This window comes from Micromonospora sp. HNM0581, assembly GCF_012726175.1.
Classification (GTDB): Bacteria; Actinomycetota; Actinomycetes; order Mycobacteriales; family Micromonosporaceae; genus Micromonospora.
The window spans coordinates 208,810-225,602 of the sequence record NZ_JAASAD010000004.1 but is presented as its reverse complement, the minus strand read 5'-3'; the positions used below and the strand labels follow the sequence as shown (position 1 = coordinate 225,602).

The window sequence follows — 16,793 nt, the reverse complement described above, 5'->3', positions numbered from 1 at the left end:
CTGGCGACCGCGCCTCGTCGACTCGGAGGTCGCTCAGGCGGCCTCGGTGCCGGCGGTCACCTCCCGCCGGGCTGCCGGGTAGCGGATGTTTTCCACCATTTCGACGGTCTCCTCCGGCGGCGGGGCCGTCATCTTCGACACCGCGATGGTGACGACGAAGTTGACGATCGCGCCGATGGTGCCGATGCCCTCCGGGCTGATGTCCAAGATGTGCGGGTTGGCCGCCGTACCGAACACCGGCAGTGTGTAGATCATGTAGCTGGCGGTGAAGAGTAGGCCGGTCACCATGCCGGCTGCCGCGCCGGTGGCGTTACAGCGTTTCCAGAAGATGCCGAGCACGATGGCCGGGAAGAACGTCGACGCCGCCAGACCGAAGGCGAACGCGACCACCTGCGCCACGAACGCGGGCGGGTTGATACCGGCGTAGATGGCGACGAGCACCGCGAGGCCCATGGCGATCCGGCCGGCGAGCAGTCGCTGCTGATCGGTGGAGTCCCGCTTGACCCTGCGGAAGTACAGGTCGTGCGAGAACGACGACGAGATCACCAGCAGCAGCCCGGCTGCCGTGGACATCGCGGCGGCCATGCCGCCGGCCGCCACCAGACCCACGATCGGTGCCGGTAGGCCGGCGATCTCCGGACTGGCGAGGACCAGGATGTCGTTGTTGACGATCAGGTCGGCGCCGGAGACCGGGCTGTTGCTGACCGTGTTGATCGTCGACGCGCCGTCGCTGACCGTGACCAGCCCGGTCGCCGCCCAGTTCTCGATCCAGCTGGGCAAGGCGTCCGCGGAGATGCCGTTGACATCCTGGAGCAGGTTCAGCTTGGTGAAGGCGCCCACCGCCGGGGCGGTGGTGTAGAGCAGGGCGATGAAGAACAACGCCCAGAACGCCGAGTAGCGGGCCCCCCGGACGGTCTTCGTCGTGTAGAACCGGACGATGACGTGCGGCAGACCGGCCGTGCCGATCATCAGCGCCATCGTCACCAGGAACACGTCGATCTGCGGCCGGGCCGCGAACGCCTCGGTGTACTGGTTCAACCCCATCTCGACGCTTATCGCGTCGAGTTCGGCGAGGATCTGACCGAACGACACCTGCGGGACCGGAATGCCGGTCATCTGCTGCGCCACCGCGAACGCGGGAATCAGGTAGGCGACGATCAGCACCGAGTACTGGGCCACCTGGGTCCAGGTGATGCCCTTCATGCCGCCCAGCACCGCGTAGAGGCCGATGATCACGGCAGCGAGGATGACGCCCTGGGTCACGTCCAGTTTCAGGAACCGGCTGAAGACGATGCCGCCGCCGCGCATCTGCCCGACCACGTAGGTGAAGGAGATGATGATCGCGGCCACCGCGGCGATGGTGCGTACGCTCTCCGAATACCGGTCACCGACGAATTCGGGGACCGTGAACTTGCCCCACTTGCGCAGGTAGGGGGCGATCAGCAGGGCCAGTAGCACATAGCCGCCGGTCCAGCCCATCAGGTAGATGGTGCCGTCGGAGCCGAGGAACGCGATGAGGCCGGCCATCGAGATGAACGATGCCGCTGACATCCAGTCGGCCGCCACTGCGGCGCCGTTGGCGATGGTCGGGATGCCCTGTCCGGCGACGTAGAAGCCGGCCGTCTCCTTCACCCGGCTGCGCCAGGCGATGTAGAGGTAGACGGCGAAGGAGCCGACGATGAAGACGAGGGTCCAGATCTGGATCTGACTCATGAGCCAGCCCTCTCGGTCTCCTGCTCGTCGACGCCGAACTGGTTGTCGAGTCGATCCATCATCTTCGCGTACACGAAGATCAGAATTACGAATACGTATATCGATCCCTGCTGGGCGAACCAGAAGCCGAGTGGGAATCCGGCGACGGCGATGTTGTTGAGCGGTTCGACGAGCAGAATGCCGAAGCCGAACGAGACGACGAACCAGACGGCCAGGAGAATGACCATGAGCCGCAGGTTGCGGCTCCAGTATTCCTTCCGCCAACCGTTGTCCGATGGGAACGTCGGCGGTGGTGCCGACGGTGGCGGTTCACCGCCGCGGGTCTCCTTGTCGGGGGTTACCTCGGTCATTCTGGAGCCTCCTAGTCGGTATGAAACCGGCGGATCCGGCGAGGGGTCTAGGACACGGCGCCCGGTGGTGGTGACGCGGTGCTGGTGTCGTGGCCCGATCCGTACGGCCGCGTCGCCGTACTGCTCGACATGGTTGTGCGGTCGGTCACACCTTGGTTGTGGGGAAGCGAACGTGATGCAGCCTGGTCAGGCAAGAGTTGATCCGGTCAGGTACCGCTCGGGTCGCTGAGCGGTCCGTTGGACTCCGCGAACGGTCGAGCGACCCGGACCGTGGTGGAGACTCGTCCCGATTCGGGTTTTTCGCGGACCTGGCTCGGCCGCCCACCGATGACGCCCGACCGCTTACCGATCTGCCCGTTCGGTCAGCGGTGTCGAGCACCTAGCATCCGGGCATGGCCGACACCGCATCCACCGCCGCCCCGGTACGCCGACGGGTCCTCCACGCCGGCAGCCTCGGCATGATCGTCGGCGGCGTGCTCGCGCTCGTCGGCTCGCTGCTGCCCTGGGTCATCACGCCGTTCGGGTCGCTCTCCGGTGCGGCGGGCCCGGGTCTCTGGACGCTGAGCATGGCGTTCCTGGCCGTCGCCGGTGCCCTGCTGCCGTACCGAAAGGTGGCGGTCGCGCACAGCATGATCCCCGGACTGGTCGTCGCCGCCATCGTCGGATGGCAGGTGGCCCGCCTGGTCAGCCTCAGTGCCAGCACCGGCGCCTGGGGGCAACTGATGCCCGGCATCGGTCTGGTCATGGCCGCCGGAGGTGCCGTGGTCCTGATCCGCACCGGCATGCGTCTGATCAGGCTGACCTGACGACCGGCCCCGCCGCGCCGAAACGGTGCCAGCCCCGGTAGGTCACGCCGACGCGAGAATCTCGATGGAACCGTGAAACCTGCTCCAGCCCCTACGCGTCATCCCGCTGAACCGACCGAGGATCACCCGCCATCCGGCGGTTGGCTCCGGTGTCGACCAGTTCGGGAGGAATCATGTTGCTGGGAAGGTGGTTCGCCGCTGCGGGCCTGGTAATTTTCGCCGGTACCGCGGTAGGGGGGTACGACGTGGCTCCGGCATCCGGCGACGGGTCGGTGGCCGCAGCGGTTGCCCAGCCGCTCGCTGACGGGCCGTCGGCGGCAGCCCCGTCAGCCGGGCCGACGACGGACCCGTTGCTGTCTGGCAAGCGTCGAATGACGATCGTCCGGGTCGGTGCGTTCGAGGCGGGACTGTCCCTGCTCGACGGCGACCGGTTGGCCGAGGTGGACGACGATCAGGGGCGGCAGTTGTTCGTGCCGACGCCGGTGGGTTCGGGACAGTTCCTCGTCAAGGCCTACTACGGTGGCGGCACCGGCCAGCCGGTCTGCTGGCAGGTACGTAACCCGGGTGACACTCGGCCGCTGTACGTGCGGGGCGCCACCTGCCGGGCCGGCGACCCCGCCCAGCGGTTCGAGATCACCGCCGTGGCCGACGGTGGTCCGCGGGAGTACCTGATCAGCAATCGGTGGGCCTATCTGCGGGACTCCACGCGATTCGGTCTGATCATGGAGGAGTTGGGAGACGCCCCTCCGGCAAGCAGCTTCCGGTTCAACGACAACGGACCGGCACCCCGCACGTAGAACCCGGTCGAGCCCCCGGGACACCAGCCCGGGGGCTTCCTCCGGCAACCCAGAATCAGCAGCGACAGTACGGGTGGGAACCTGAGTGATACGCGACGCTGAGGAGTTCGACGCCTTCTACTCGGCGTCGGCGCAGCGGGTACTTGGCCACCTGTCCGCGATGGTCGGCAGCCGTGCCGATGCCGAGGACGCGGTGGCGGAGGCATACGCCAGGGCGTGGGACCGCTGGGCGTCGATACGGGAGTGCGACAGCCCGGAGGCGTGGGTGCGCCGCGTCGCGTACCGCATCGCGGTGAGCACGTGGCGCAAGACAGTGAACCGGCTCCGCGCCCACCGCCGGGAGGTGGCCGGCCAGCAGGTCGAAGCGACCTCGGTCGACCACGTGGCGGTGGTGTCGGCGCTGCGCCGCATCTCCACCGATCAGCGGCGTGTGGTGGTGCTGCACCATCTGGTCGGGCTCAGCGTGAACGAGATCGCAGTGGAGATCGGCAGCAACGTGAACACCGTCAAGACGAGGCTCGCCCGGGGTCGCCGGGCCCTCGCGTCACACCTGATCGACGCATACGAGACCACCGGCGGGGGGAGGCGGTGATGGGTCCAGAGCAGCAGCTCGACGAGGCCCTACGGGCGTTGGCGACGCACGGTCGACAGGGGAGGGTGCCGAAGGCCGTCGACATCCGCGGCCGGGGTGACACCCGTCGTCGCCGCCGGCAGGCCGCTTCGGCCACGCTGGGCGCCGTCCTCGTCGGTCTGCTCGGTGCCGGCGCGGTCCTGGCTCGACCGTCAGGAAATTCGGACGCCCTGCCCGTCACGCCGGCCGGCCCGACGGCGGCGTCGTCTTCCGCATCGGCCAGTCCCGAGCCGGCTGCTACGTCCGGTCCGTCGCCCAGCTGGTCGAGCAACGACCCGGTGCTGTCGGGACGGCGGCAGGTGACGGTCGTACGGGCTGCGCAGTGGAGTGGCGGGCTCTCCCTGCTCGCCGACGGCCGCCTTAGCGAGGTCGACAGCGACGAGGGCCGGCAACTTTTCGTCTTCACGCCGCTGGGGCCTGACACCTACCTGGTCCGAGCCGCTGAAGGGGACGACGTCTGCTGGGAGGCGCGGGCGTCGGGCAGCCAGCCGCTGCGGGTGGTCGGGGCCGTCTGCTCGCCGGAGGAGCCGAGGCAGCAGTTTACTGTCATCCGGGACGGTGAGCGCGACGGCAAACCAACGTACGCGGTCAGCAACCAGTCGGCGTACCTGCAGTACTCAACGACCCAGGGGGTGATCCTGGAGGAGTTGGGCGACGCGCCGCTGACCACGCGCTTCCGGCTGGTCGACAACGGGGCTGCGCCGCGATGACCGGCTCATGCCCGAGCGGGCAGATCGGGTGTTGGTCGGGCGGCCCACCCAGGTGAACGGGCAGCATGATCGTAACGATCGATCATATTTGTCCGTTATGAACAGCCCGTTCGGTAGAGCACAGCAGTCATCAAATCCACGTGATTGAGCGGCAGGTGACCGGGGTCACCTGCCGCTCGACGGTGTTACAAAAAAGCACCCGAGCCGAACGGAGGCGTGCAGGTGGACGCGACGCAGCGCCGGCAGCACATCCTCACCCTGGCTCGCCGCCAGGGGGACGTCGACGTGCGCAAGCTCGCCGCCGACCTTGGCGTCGCTCAGGAGACGGTACGTCGTGACCTGAGCCTGCTGGCCCAGCAGGGACTGGTGAGACGCACCCACGGTGGGGCGTACCCGGTGGAGACGGCCCGCTTCGAGACGACCCTGGAGACCCGGGCCACCCGGATGGTCGCGGAGAAGCGGCGCATCGCCGCCGCGGCGGTGGAACACCTCGGCGACGCCGAGTCGGTCTTCATCGACGAGGGCTACACGCCGCAACTGATCGCCGAGACGCTACCCACCCACCGTCCCCTGACGGTGGTGACCGCCTCCCTGCACACCGCGGCGGCCCTGGCCGCCTACCCGAGTCTCACCGTGCTGCTGCTCGGCGGCCGGGTCCGTGGTCGCACCCTGGCCACCGTCGACCACTGGGCAACCCGGATGCTCGCCGGATTCGTCATCGACCTGGCCTACGTCGGCGCCAACGGGATCTCCCGCAAACACGGGTTGACCACACCCGACCCGGCGGTGGCCGCCGTGAAGGCCCAGGTGATGTCGGTGTCCCGACGTGTCGTGTTCGCCGGGGTGCACACGAAGTTCGGTGGGCACAGCTTCTGCCGGTTCGCCACCGTGGCGGACATCGACACCATCGTCACGGACACGGCACTGCCGGCGTCCGAGGCACACCGCTACTCACTGCTCGGTCCGGTGGTGCTGCGCGTCTGAGCGCCGTCGGCCAACCACACCACCACACCACCACACCACCGATGGAGGTTCGCTGTGCCCAGAACACGATCTCCGCGCCGCTGGACCGGCCCCCTCGCCGTCGCCCTCGCGGTCGGACTGGTCAGTACCGCCTGCTCCGGCGCGGGCGGCGGCTCGTCAGACGACGGTTCGGCCATCACCGTGCTGATGGTCGGCAACCCGCAAATGGAGGATCTGGCCAAGGTCACCGCCGACAACTTCACCAAGGACACCGGAATCGAGGTCCGGTTCACCATCCTGCCGGAGAACGAACTCCGGGACCGGGTCACCCAGGACGTCGCCACCCAGGGCGGTCAGTACGACGTGGCGACGATCGGGGCGTACGAGGCGCCGATCTGGGCGCAGAACGGCTGGCTGCACGAACTCAGCTCGTACGCCGACGCCGACACCGGCTACGACAGGGGTGATCTGCTGGAGCCGATGGTGGCCTCGCTCTCCGGCACCGACGGCAAGCTCTACGCTGCCCCGTTCTACGGCGAGTCGTCGTTCCTCATGTACAACAGGGAACTCTTCGACGCCGAGGGCCTGACCATGCCGGAGCGGCCGACCTGGCAACAGGTGGCGCAGTTCGCCGAGCAGCTCGACGACGACGCTGCCGGTGTCTCCGGGATCTGCCTGCGCGGCCTGCCCGGCTGGGGTGAGTTGTTCGCCCCGCTGACCACCGTGGTGAACACCTTCGGCGGCACCTGGTTCGAGCAGGACTGGACGCCGAAGGTCAACGCCCCCGAGTTCGCCGAGGCGACCAAGTTCTACGTCGACCTGCTGCGGGAGCACGGTCAGCCCGGCGCGCCACAGTCCGGTTTCACCGAGTGCCTGAACACCTTCGGCCAGGGCAAGGCCGCCATGTGGTACGACGCCACCTCTGCCGCCGGCACCCTGGAGGATCCTGACGCCAGTACCGTCGCCGGCAAGGTCGGCTACGCGTACGCGCCGGTCGACGAGACCGACTCCTCCGGCTGGCTGTGGGCGTGGGCCCTCGCCATGCCGAAGACCACCAAGAACGCCGACTCCGCCTGGAAGTTCATTTCCTGGGCCACCGGCAAGGAGTACGAGAAGCTGGTCGGCTCGTCGCTCGGCTGGTCCCGGGTACCGGCCGGCAAACGTCAGTCGACCTACGAGATCGCCGAGTACCGGCAGTCCGCCGAAGCGTTCGCCGACATCACGCTGAAGTCCATCCAGGAGGCTGATCCGGTGAGCCCCGGAGTGCAGCCGCGACCCGCCCTCGGTGTCCAGTTCGTCGGCATTCCCGAGTTCGCCGACCTGGGTACGAAGGTGTCGCAGGAGGTGTCGGCCGCGATCGCCGGCCAGACCACCGTCGAGCAGGCGCTCGCCGACGGCCAGCGGTTGGCCGAGGAAGCCGCCAGCAACCACCGGTAGCCGCCCGCCGGGGCCGGCCGGTCGACCGGCCGGCCCCGGCCCTGCCCTACGAGGCGGATCGATGACCACCACCATCGTCACCACCGGCGCGGACGCTGCACCGCGCCCCGACCCGCGTCCCACCCGCCCTGACCGGCGGCACCGCTGGGCCCGCCGGGCTCCGCTGCTGCCCGCCCTGGTCTTCGCCATCGTGGTGACGCAGCTGCCGTTCCTGTTCACCCTCTACCTGTCCACGCAGAGCTGGAACGCGCTGCGGCCCGGCAGCCAGGAGTTCATCGGGCTGGCCAACTACGCCACCGTGCTCACCGACGGCCGGCTGCGCGCCGCCCTGCTCAACACGGTGGTGCTCACCGCCTCGTCGGTGTTCGCCTCGGTGTTGCTCGGTCTCGGCCTGGCCATCCTGCTCGACCGCCGGTTCCCCGGTCGCGGCATCGTGCGGACCCTGCTCATCACCCCGTTCCTGGTGATGCCGATGGCGGCGGCACTGCTGTGGAAGCACGCCATCTACAACCCGTCGTACGGCCTGATCAACGGCATCCTCGGCGGCAGCACCGACTGGGTTTCGCAGTACCCGATGGTCTCCGTCGTCGCCGCCCTGGTCTGGCAGTGGACACCGTTCATGATGCTGATCATCCTGGCCGGGTTGCAGAGCCAGTCGCTGGAGACCCTGGAAGCGGCCCGGGTCGACGGGGCCGGCCCGTGGCAGACCTTCACCCGGATCACCCTGCCGTACCTGCGGCCCTACCTGGAACTCGGCGCCCTGCTCGGCTCCATCTATCTGGTGCAGACCTTCGACGCCGTCTTCACCATCACCCAGGGCGGCCCGGGGCGGGCCACCACCAACCTGCCGTACGAGATCTACCTGACCACCTTCCGCAAGTTCGAGTACGGCGAGGCCGCCGCAGCCGGAGTCGTGGTGGTGATCGGCACCATCGTCGTCGCCACCTTCGCGTTGCGGGTGATCTCCAGCCTGTTCCGGATGGAGGACGCACGATGACCCGTACCGTGCAGCCGACCCGACGTGGTGCGGGAATGACCGGGGCGGCCTGGACCGTGCTCGCGTGGCTGGCCGGCCTGCTGTTCTTCCTGCCGGTGGCGTGGATGGTGCTCACCGGCTTCAAACGCGAGGTCGACGCCGCCAGCAACCCGCCGTCCTGGTTCTTCACCCCGGTGCTGGACGGCTACCGGCAGGTCTTCGACCGGGACATCACCCCGTACCTGCTCAACTCGGTGATGGCCAGTGTGCTGTCCACCCTGCTGGTGCTCGTGCTGGCCACCCCGGCGGCGTACGCGTTGTCCATCCGGCCGGTCGAACGGTGGCGCGATGCATTGTTCTTCTTCATCAGCACCAAGATGCTGCCGCTGGTCGCGGCGCTGCTGCCGATCTACCTGCTCGTGCAGGACCTCGGCATGCTGGACAACGTCTGGACCCTGATCGTGCTCTACACCGCCATGAACCTGCCGCTGGCGGTGTGGATGATGCGGTCGTTCCTGCTGGAGGTGCCGGCGGCACTGATCGAGGCGGCGGCGATGGACGGCGCCGACCTGCTGGTCACCATCCGGCGGATCCTGCTGCCGATCGTGGCACCTGGCCTGGCCGCGACCGCGCTGATCTGCTTCATCTTCAGCTGGAACGAGTTCTTCTTCGCGGTCAACCTGACCGCCACCCGGGCCGGCACCTCGCCGATCTTCCTGGTCGGCTTCATCACGTCCGAAGGGCTGTTCCTGGCCCGGCTCTGCGCGGCGGCGACCATCGTGTCGCTACCGGTCGTGCTGGCCGGCTGGATCGCCCAGAAACAACTCGTCCGAGGACTCTCCATGGGGGCGGTCAAGTGAAGGCAGCTGTCATCGTCACGCCGGGCCAGATCAGCGTCGAGTCGGTACCGGACCCCACGCCCGGCCCCCGGGACGTGGTGGTCGAGGTGGCCGGCTGCGGGATCTGCGGCACCGACCTGCACATCATGGACGGCGAGTTCGCACCCGCGTACCCGATCGTGCCGGGCCACGAATTCGCCGGCACCGTCGTCGAGGTGGGCGCCGGCGTCACGGAGCTGCGGGTCGGTGATCAGGTCGCGGTGGATCCGTCACTGCACTGCGGCGAGTGCTACCAGTGCCGGCGGGCCCGGGGCAACCTTTGTGAACGGTGGAACGCCATCGGGGTCACCGTCCCCGGCGGTGCGGCCGAGTACGCCCTCGCCCCGGTACGCAACTGCGTGGTGCTGCCTTCCGGTGTCGCCCCCGCCGACGCCGCGCTCATCGAGCCGCTCTCCTGCGCGGTACGCGGATTCGACGTGCTGCCCCGCCGGCTGGCCGACCACTACCTCATCTACGGTGCCGGCACCATGGGCCTGATGATGCTGGAGTTGGCGAAGCGCTGCGGTGCGGCGACCGTCAGCATGGTCGACCTCAATCCCGACCGCCTCGCCACCGCTGTCCGGCTTGGCTGCTCGGCGAGCGCTGCCAACGCCGACGAGCTGGACCGCCCGCGCGGCTGGGACGTCGTCATCGACTGCACCGGTGTCGAGGCGGCCATCGCCGACGGCTTGACCCGGGTCGCCCCGGCCGGCACGTTCCTCCAGTTCGGCGTCTCCGAGTACGCCACCCGGGTGCCGGTCGAGCCGTACCGCATCTACAACAAGGAGATCACCGTCACCGGCTCGATGGCCGTCCTGCACAGCTTCGACCGTGCCGCCGAGTTGTTCGCCGCCGGTGTCCTCGACCCTCAGGTCTTCATCAGCCACCGCTTCCCCCTGTCCGCCTACGCCGACGCCATGACCCAGTTCCGCTCCGGCATCGGCCGCAAACTTCTCATCACCTGACCCACCCACTTGGAAGGGGGGACCGTGTCCAACCGCATGCGGCGGACCGTAGCGGGTGGGTGACGGTCAGGCGATCCGGTTTCACCGGCTGCCCCTCGGGACGTACCTGGCCGGCGAGCAGGTCGCCGGTGATGGTGCCGAGGTGGTGCTCCCGGTGCCGGTTGCAGGGTCGAGCCGCCCTACGGTGCCGGCCGTGCCGGCTTGACCGCGACCGACGCGGATCGGCGGTCTCTGGCATGCTCTGGGCCGTGACGCCCGGCCACCCCCGTTCCCACCGACGCGCCCGCCGAACCCGGGTCGGGCTCCTGTTCAGCCTCGGCATCGTGACCGCCCTGGCCGTGGCGGCCGTGATCGTGCTGCGCCCGCCGGGGCCCCGTCCGCTGTTCCAGATGCCGGTCGGCTGCGGTGAGACCTGGCAGGTCGGCACCTATCCAGGGCATGGCGAATACGACGTGGACTTCTTCCCGCTCACTGGCGACCCGTGGGGACAACCGGTGCTCGCCTCGTATGAGGGCACCGTCACCGTGGCCGGGATCAACGGGTCACTTGGTGGTCGCACCCCGGACGACCCGGACGGTCCGCGGGGTCGTGGTGGCGGCTACTGGGTGAAGATCGACCACGGCGGCCGGTGGGAGACCCAGTACCTGCATCTGCTGGAGCCGCCGCTGGTGGAGGTCGGCCAGGAGGTAGCTCAGGGCCAGCAGATCGGCCGGATCGGCAGCACCGGTAACTCCGGTGCGCCGCACCTGCACTACGAGCAGCGTCAGGGTTGGCAGAAGGTGGAAACCCACTTCGACGGCGTCCCGTCGGGCATCACGAGCGACGATGCCGAGTACACGATCCGGCTGACCAGCAACAACTGCCTGTAGTGGACTGTCGTCCGGCGGCATGAGGGACACCGGTGAGTCACTGTTGCCGCTGAACCCGGGTCACAGCTCGATGGCGAAGCTGTCCGTCTCGCCGGTCCGGGTCCTGCCGCCGGGCGGGTTTGGCGTTAGCGTGGGCGGGACAGGGAAGCAACAGCTAGGGGCAATTTGCCACCATTTGTATTGACATCAGTAGGTAAGCGGAACAGACTCGCAAGATCTTCGACTGCCGGAGAAGAATCAGGGAGGACCATGTCCAGGACCAGATTCAGGTTGGCCGGCGCGACGATCGCCCTGATGCTCGCCGCCGTGGCGGGCTGCAGTGGGGGCGAGGGCGTCGACGTCGACGGCAACGACACGGCGGGAGCCGGAGGCGTGCTCAACGCCGCGATCGGCGGTGAACCCGACCAGCTCGATCCACACAAGACCTCCGCCTACTACAGCTTCCAGGTGCTGGAGAACGTCTTCGACACGCTCGTCGAGCCGGACGCCAACCTGGAGATGAAGCCTGCACTGGCCACCGAGTGGACCACCAGCGAGGACCAGCTGACCTGGACGTTCACCCTTCGCGAGGGAGTGACGTTCTCCGACGGTTCGCCGCTGACCGCCGACGACGTCGTCTACTCCTACAACCGGATCATCGACGAGAAGCTGAACAACGCGTACAAGTTCGGCACCGTCAAGTCGATCGAGGCCACCGACCCGAAGACCGTGGTGGTGACCCTCACCGCGCCGACTCCGAACCTGCTGGCCAACCTCGGTGGCTTCAAGGGCGTGGCGATCGTCCAGAAGGCCAACGTGGAATCTGGTGAGATCACCACCAAGCCGGTCGGCAGTGGCCCGTTCGCCGTGGACGACTACAGCTCCGGCGACAGCATCCGGCTGGTCCGCAACGACAACTACTGGGGCGAGAAGCCCCAGCTGGACGGCCTCCGGTTCACCTTCGTCAGCGACCCCACCGTCGCCCTGCAGAACCTGCGCGGCGGTGAGGTGCACTGGACCGACAACCTGCCACCGCAGCAGGTGCCGGCGCTGCTCGACGGGGACGACCCGTCGGTGCGGTCGGTGCCCTCGACCGACTACTGGTACCTCGCGCTCAACCAGGCGCGCAAGCCGTACGACGACGTCAATGTCCGCCGGGCCGTCGCCTTCGCGTTGGACCGCGAGGCGATCACCAAGGCGGCAAAGTTCGGGCTGGCTACGGTCAACCAGACGGCCATCCCACAGAACAGCGCCTTCTACTACGAGTACGCGCCGTACACCCACGACGTCAGCCAGGCCACGCAACTGCTCGACCAGGCCGGGGTGAACGGCCTGACCATGGACCTCATGGTCACCAGCGAGTACCCGGAGACGGTCACCGCCGCCCAGGTCGTCGCCTCGCAGCTGGCGGCCGTCGGGATCACCGTCGAGATCCGTACGCTGGATTTCGCACAGTGGCTCGACGAGCAGGGCGCCGGCACGTTCGACTCGTTCATGCTCGGCTGGCTGGGCAACATCGATCCTGACGAGTTCTACTACGCCCAGCACCACAGCGACGGCACGTTCAACTTCCACGAGTACGCCAACCCGGACGTGGACCGGCTGCTCGACCAGGCCCGGACGGAGACCGACCAGGCCGCCCGCAAACAGCAGTACGAGCAGGTGGCGAAGCAGATCGTGGACGACGCCAGCTACATCTACCTCTACAACCCGGACGTGGCCCAGGGCTGGTCCAAGCAGGTCAGCGGCTACGAGGTACGCACGGACCGGGCGATCCGGTTCCGCGACGTGGCTCTCGCTCGTTGACCCGGCGGGGGACCTCAGGTGGCCCGCTTCGTCATCCGTCGGCTGTTGCAGTCGGCCGTCGTGCTGCTCGGCGTGACCCTCGTGGTGTTCCTGCTGCTCCAACTGGTGCCAGGTGACCCGGTCCGGGTCGCCCTCGGCACCCGCTTCGACCCGCAGACGTACGAGGCGCTGCGGGCCCGGGCGGGGCTGGATCAGCCCCTGGCGGTGCAGTACTTCGACTACCTGCGGCGGGCGCTGACCGGCGACCTCGGTGTGTCCTTCCGCAGTGGACGTCCGGTCACCGCGATCGTGCTGGAGCGACTGCCGGCGACCCTGTCGCTGGCTGTCACCGCGGTGGTGTTCGCGCTGGTCGTTGCCGTTCCACTGGGTATCGTCTCGGCTATCCGCAGCGGCTCGCTCGTCGACCACGCCGCTCGGGTGTTCAGTCAGTTCGGGGTCTCGGTGCCGGACTTCTGGATGGGAATCATGGGCATCCTGCTCTTCTCCGGCGTGCTCGGGTGGCTACCGCCGTCCGGCTATGTCGCCCTCACCGACGATCCGGGCCGCTGGGCGTCCCATGTGGCGCTGCCCGCCGTCACGGTCGGGCTGGTCACCGCCTCGATCCTCACCCGGTTCATCCGTTCGTCGATGCTGGAGGTGCTCTCCGAGGACTACGTGCGCACCGCCGAGGCGAAGGGACTGCGTACCCGGGTGGTGGTGTCGCGGCACGTGCTGCGCAACGCCCTCATCCCGGTGGTGACCGTGGTGGCGGTGCAACTGGCCAGCCTGCTCGGCGGGGTGATCGTGATCGAGGTGCTGTTCGCCTGGCCCGGCATCGGACGGCTCACCTATGACGCCGTAGCGGCTCGGGACTATCCGGTGTTGCAAGGGGCGGTGCTGCTGGTGGCGGCGCTGTTTCTTCTGGTCAATCTGCTGGTCGACATCCTCTACGCCCGACTCGATCCGAGGATCACGGTCAGATGAGCGCGCAGACGGTCAACCGTGAGGGACAGCTGCGCCGCGTGCTCGCGGTGCTGCGACGCGATCCGCTGGCCCTGACCGGCAGCCTGGTGCTGGCGGTGCTGGTGGTGGTGGGCGTGGGCGGTTCCTGGCTGGCGCCGTCGGGCATCAACGAGGTGAACGTCGACCAGATGCTTGAGCCACCGAGCTGGGCGCACCCGTTCGGTACCGACGAACTGGGCCGGGACGTACTCAGCCGGGTGATGATCGCCGCCCGGGTGTCGTTGCAGGTGGGTCTGGTGAGTGTCGGTATCGCAATCGTGGTGGGGGTGACTCTCGGGTTGTTCGCCGGCTACTACCGGGGCTGGCTCGACAACGTGCTGATGCGCTGCATGGATGTGCTGTTCGCGTTTCCGGTGCTGCTGCTGGCGGTGGCGATCGTGGCGGTCCTCGGCCCGGGGCTGACCACCGCGATGGTGGCGATCGGGGTGGTCTACACGCCGATCTTCGCCCGGGTGACCCGGGCCGGCGTGCTCTCGGTGCGGGAGCAGGTTTTCGTCCGGGCTGCGGTCTCCGTCGGCGCGTCCGATCTGCGGATCATGCGCCGGCACGTGTTGCCGAACATCGCCGCACCGTTGATCGTGCAGACGTCGCTCTCGCTGGCCTTCGCGATCCTCTCCGAGGCGGCGCTGTCCTTCCTCGGTCTCGGCGTCCAGCCACCCGATCCGGCCTGGGGCCGGATGCTGTTCGACGGGCGCGGGTTCGTCACCGAGGCCTGGTGGCTGGGCTTCTTCCCCGGTGCGGCGATCTTCCTCACCGTCCTGGCGTTCAACCTGGTCGGTGACGCGCTGCGGGACGTGCTGGACCCCCGCCAACTCACCGTCAGCGAAGCCAGGAGGAGCACCGCATGAAGCCCGTACTGGCCGTCGAGGACCTCACCGTCACCATCGGCACCCGGCGTGGGCCGGCCCACGCGGTCGCGGGCGTCGACTGGGCGGTGCAGCCCGGACAGACGCTGGCGTTGGTCGGTGAGTCCGGCAGCGGGAAGAGTATGAGCGTGCTCGCCGCCACCGGACTGGCGCCGCGCACCGCCCGGGTGACCGGCCGGGTGCACCTGCTCGACGCGGAACTCACCGGGGTGACCGAGGAACGTCGTCGACGACTGCGTGGGCGGCACGTCGGGTTCGTCTTCCAGGATCCGATGACCTCGCTCAACCCGGTACTCGCCGTCGGCCGGCAGGTCACCGAGGCCGCCGAGGAACACCTCGGGCTGACCCGTCGAGCCGCCCGGTCCCGCGCCGTCGAACTACTGGACATGGTCGGCATCCCGTCCGCGGGGCAGCGGGTGGACGCGTACCCGCACCAGTTCTCCGGCGGCATGCGGCAGCGGGTGGTGATCGCCATGGCGCTGGCCTGTGAGCCGGACCTGCTGATCGCCGACGAGCCGACCACGGCCCTCGACGTCACCACTCAGGCGCAGATCGTCGATCTGATCGGCGACCTGCAACGGCGGCTCGGCACCGCAGTCGTCTGGATCACCCACGATCTGGGGGTGGTGGCCGGAATCGCCGACACCGTGGCGGTGATGTACGCCGGACGGATCCTCGAACAGGGGCCGGTCGACGCCGTTTTCGGCGCGCCGTCGCACCCGTACACCGGGGCTCTGCTGGCCGCCCGTCCCGACCCGACGGCAGACGGTGCGGACCTGGTCACTATCGCCGGTGCGCCGCCCAGCCCGTTGGAACTGCCGGCGGGCTGCGCGTTCTGGCCCCGCTGCCCGGTACGGGGGGACGCCCGCTGCGCGCACGAGCTGCCGCCGCTGGTCCCGGTCTCGGCCGGGCACCAGGTCCGTACCTTCTACCCGCAGCCGAGCGACGGGGAGCGTCGATGAATCAGCGGCAGCGGGCTGATCATGAGCTCGGTACGGTCGTGCCGGCCGACGGTGGGATGCCCACGCAGCGGGAACCAGCCGAGGTGGTGGCCGAACTCGACGATCTGGCGGTGTGGTTCCCGACGCCGACCGGGGTCGTTCGGGCCGTTGACGGGGTGTCGTTGCGGGTCCGCCGGGGGGAAACGCTTGGTCTGGTCGGCGAGTCGGGCAGCGGCAAGTCCACCACCGGGCTGGCCCTGCTCCGGCTGGTGGAGCCCACCTCCGGCAGCGTCCGGGTGGCCGGACAGGACGTCACCCGGTGGTCCCGGCGGCGACTGCGGGCGTTTCGTCGCCGGGTGGCCATGGTGTTCCAGGACCCGCAGGCGTCTCTGGATCCACGACTGACCATCGGGGCGAGCATCGCCGAGCCGCTGATCGTGCATCGGCTCACCGACGGTGGTGCCGCCCGCCGCCGTCGGGTCGACGAACTTCTCGGCATGGTCGGGTTGCGCAGCGATCTGGCCGACCGGCATCCCCACGAACTCTCCGGCGGCCAGCGGCAGCGGGTCGGCATCGCCCGTGCCCTCGCCGGCGAACCGGACCTGATCGTCCTGGACGAACCGATCGCCTCGCTGGACCTGAGCGTGCAGGCGCAGATCATGAACCTGCTCCGCCGGCTGCAACGGGAGCTGCGTCTGACCTACCTGTTCATCGCCCACGACCTGGCCGCCGTCGAGCACATGAGTGACCGGATGGCGGTGATGTACCTGGGGCGGATCGTGGAGAGCGGTACTCCGGCGCAGATCTGGCGCGACCCGGCCCACCCGTACACCGCTGCGCTGCTGTCGGCGGTGCCGGTGGCCGATCCGCAGGTCGAGCGGGGCCGTCGCCGGATCATCCTCGGCGGGGACGTTCCCAGTCCGGTGGACCCGCCGGGCGGCTGCCGGTTCCGTACCCGTTGTCCGCAGGCCCGGCCGGCGTGTGCCGAGACCGATCCGGTGCTGACCGAGGTCGACCCGAACCACCGTGCGGCGTGCCTGTTCGCCCGGGAGGCTGTGCGAGCGATGCGCTGGTGACCAGGGCGTCGAGTCGGAGTGTCGCGGT

17 protein-coding genes are annotated in these 16,793 nt (G+C 68.8%); 15 read left to right on the top strand and 2 right to left on the bottom strand.

Translation table 11 applies throughout. The annotated features are described in order from the left end of the window. Window positions 1-33: 33 nt before the first annotated feature. Window positions 34-1,713 (bottom strand): sodium:solute symporter family protein, encoded by a 1,680-nt coding sequence (locus HCA58_RS08350; protein ID WP_169597176.1) that lies wholly within the window; start codon window positions 1,711-1,713, stop codon window positions 34-36. After that, window positions 1,710-2,063: a DUF4212 domain-containing protein gene (locus HCA58_RS08345; RefSeq protein ID WP_169597175.1), complete on the bottom strand. Its 354-nt coding sequence runs from the start codon at window positions 2,061-2,063 to the stop codon at window positions 1,710-1,712. The genes HCA58_RS08350 and HCA58_RS08345 overlap by 4 nt, the downstream gene beginning before the upstream one ends. A gap of 392 nt (window positions 2,064-2,455) precedes the next feature. On the opposite strand from HCA58_RS08345, the gene HCA58_RS08340 reads away from it, so the two are divergent. The 15 genes from HCA58_RS08340 (at window position 2,456) to HCA58_RS08270 (ending at window position 16,765) form a co-directional block, all read left to right on the top strand. Beyond that, complete coding sequence (locus tag HCA58_RS08340; RefSeq protein WP_169597174.1) at window positions 2,456-2,869, top strand: hypothetical protein; 414 nt, start codon at window positions 2,456-2,458, stop codon at window positions 2,867-2,869. Between the two features lie 173 nt (window positions 2,870-3,042). Further along, window positions 3,043-3,666: a hypothetical protein gene (locus HCA58_RS08335; protein WP_169597173.1), complete on the top strand. Its 624-nt coding sequence runs from the start codon at window positions 3,043-3,045 to the stop codon at window positions 3,664-3,666. Between the two features lie 88 nt (window positions 3,667-3,754). Continuing rightward, the gene (locus tag HCA58_RS08330) at window positions 3,755-4,258 is read left to right on the top strand and encodes a sigma-70 family RNA polymerase sigma factor (RefSeq protein ID WP_169597240.1); all 504 of its coding nucleotides are present in this window, start codon (window positions 3,755-3,757) and stop codon (window positions 4,256-4,258) included. Beyond that, entirely contained in the window at window positions 4,258-5,007 is a 750-nt protein-coding gene (locus HCA58_RS08325) for a hypothetical protein (RefSeq protein ID WP_169597172.1), read from the top strand. Before HCA58_RS08330 ends, HCA58_RS08325 begins: the two co-directional genes overlap by 1 nt. 222 nt (window positions 5,008-5,229) lie before the next feature. Then, on the top strand, window positions 5,230-5,991 hold the full coding sequence (locus tag HCA58_RS08320) for a DeoR/GlpR family DNA-binding transcription regulator (protein WP_169597171.1): 762 nt from the start codon (window positions 5,230-5,232) through the stop codon (window positions 5,989-5,991). Between the two features lie 54 nt (window positions 5,992-6,045). Further along, on the top strand, window positions 6,046-7,407 hold the full coding sequence (locus tag HCA58_RS08315; protein ID WP_346775913.1) for a sugar ABC transporter substrate-binding protein: 1,362 nt from the start codon (window positions 6,046-6,048) through the stop codon (window positions 7,405-7,407). Window positions 7,408-7,468: 61 nt separating this feature from the next. Beyond that, the gene (locus HCA58_RS08310) at window positions 7,469-8,404 is read left to right on the top strand and encodes a sugar ABC transporter permease (protein WP_169597170.1); all 936 of its coding nucleotides are present in this window, start codon (window positions 7,469-7,471) and stop codon (window positions 8,402-8,404) included. Beyond that, entirely contained in the window at window positions 8,401-9,243 is an 843-nt protein-coding gene (locus HCA58_RS08305) for a carbohydrate ABC transporter permease (RefSeq protein ID WP_169597169.1), read from the top strand. Before HCA58_RS08310 ends, HCA58_RS08305 begins: the two co-directional genes overlap by 4 nt. Further along, on the top strand, window positions 9,240-10,226 hold the full coding sequence (locus HCA58_RS08300) for a zinc-dependent alcohol dehydrogenase family protein (RefSeq protein ID WP_169597168.1): 987 nt from the start codon (window positions 9,240-9,242) through the stop codon (window positions 10,224-10,226). The genes HCA58_RS08305 and HCA58_RS08300 overlap by 4 nt, the downstream gene beginning before the upstream one ends. Window positions 10,227-10,462: 236 nt before the next feature. After that, window positions 10,463-11,095 (top strand): M23 family metallopeptidase, encoded by a 633-nt coding sequence (locus HCA58_RS08295; RefSeq protein ID WP_169597167.1) that lies wholly within the window; start codon window positions 10,463-10,465, stop codon window positions 11,093-11,095. A 249-nt stretch (window positions 11,096-11,344) separates the two neighbouring features. Beyond that, entirely contained in the window at window positions 11,345-12,880 is a 1,536-nt protein-coding gene (locus HCA58_RS08290) for an ABC transporter substrate-binding protein (protein WP_169597166.1), read from the top strand. 18 nt (window positions 12,881-12,898) lie between these two features. Beyond that, on the top strand, window positions 12,899-13,843 hold the full coding sequence (locus HCA58_RS08285; protein ID WP_169597165.1) for an ABC transporter permease: 945 nt from the start codon (window positions 12,899-12,901) through the stop codon (window positions 13,841-13,843). After that, window positions 13,840-14,730 carry an ABC transporter permease gene (locus HCA58_RS08280; RefSeq protein WP_169597164.1) on the top strand — a complete coding sequence of 297 codons (891 nt, stop codon included), beginning with the start codon at window positions 13,840-13,842 and terminating at the stop codon, window positions 14,728-14,730. The genes HCA58_RS08285 and HCA58_RS08280 overlap by 4 nt, the downstream gene beginning before the upstream one ends. Beyond that, window positions 14,727-15,710, top strand: coding sequence for an ABC transporter ATP-binding protein (locus HCA58_RS08275; RefSeq protein ID WP_169597163.1), 984 nt, complete (start codon window positions 14,727-14,729; stop codon window positions 15,708-15,710). The genes HCA58_RS08280 and HCA58_RS08275 overlap by 4 nt, the downstream gene beginning before the upstream one ends. 56 nt (window positions 15,711-15,766) lie before the next feature. Then, window positions 15,767-16,765 carry an oligopeptide/dipeptide ABC transporter ATP-binding protein gene (locus HCA58_RS08270; protein WP_169597238.1) on the top strand — a complete coding sequence of 333 codons (999 nt, stop codon included), beginning with the start codon at window positions 15,767-15,769 and terminating at the stop codon, window positions 16,763-16,765. The last annotated feature ends 28 nt before the right edge of the window (window positions 16,766-16,793 follow it).

Coding starts and splice junctions, on each gene's coding strand:
- HCA58_RS08345 (WP_169597175.1), bottom strand. CDS start 2,063: ATGACCGAGGTAACCCCCGACAAGGAGACCCGCGGCGGTGAACCGCCA.
- HCA58_RS08310 (WP_169597170.1), top strand. CDS start 7,469: ATGACCACCACCATCGTCACCACCGGCGCGGACGCTGCACCGCGCCCC.
- HCA58_RS08305 (WP_169597169.1), top strand. CDS start 8,401: ATGACCCGTACCGTGCAGCCGACCCGACGTGGTGCGGGAATGACCGGG.
- HCA58_RS08275 (WP_169597163.1), top strand. CDS start 14,727: ATGAAGCCCGTACTGGCCGTCGAGGACCTCACCGTCACCATCGGCACC.
- HCA58_RS08335 (WP_169597173.1), top strand. CDS start 3,043: ATGTTGCTGGGAAGGTGGTTCGCCGCTGCGGGCCTGGTAATTTTCGCC.
- HCA58_RS08280 (WP_169597164.1), top strand. CDS start 13,840: ATGAGCGCGCAGACGGTCAACCGTGAGGGACAGCTGCGCCGCGTGCTC.
- HCA58_RS08270 (WP_169597238.1), top strand. CDS start 15,767: ATGCCCACGCAGCGGGAACCAGCCGAGGTGGTGGCCGAACTCGACGAT.
- HCA58_RS08325 (WP_169597172.1), top strand. CDS start 4,258: ATGGGTCCAGAGCAGCAGCTCGACGAGGCCCTACGGGCGTTGGCGACG.
- HCA58_RS08295 (WP_169597167.1), top strand. CDS start 10,463: ATGCTCTGGGCCGTGACGCCCGGCCACCCCCGTTCCCACCGACGCGCC.
- HCA58_RS08350 (WP_169597176.1), bottom strand. CDS start 1,713: ATGAGTCAGATCCAGATCTGGACCCTCGTCTTCATCGTCGGCTCCTTC.
- HCA58_RS08290 (WP_169597166.1), top strand. CDS start 11,345: ATGTCCAGGACCAGATTCAGGTTGGCCGGCGCGACGATCGCCCTGATG.
- HCA58_RS08340 (WP_169597174.1), top strand. CDS start 2,456: ATGGCCGACACCGCATCCACCGCCGCCCCGGTACGCCGACGGGTCCTC.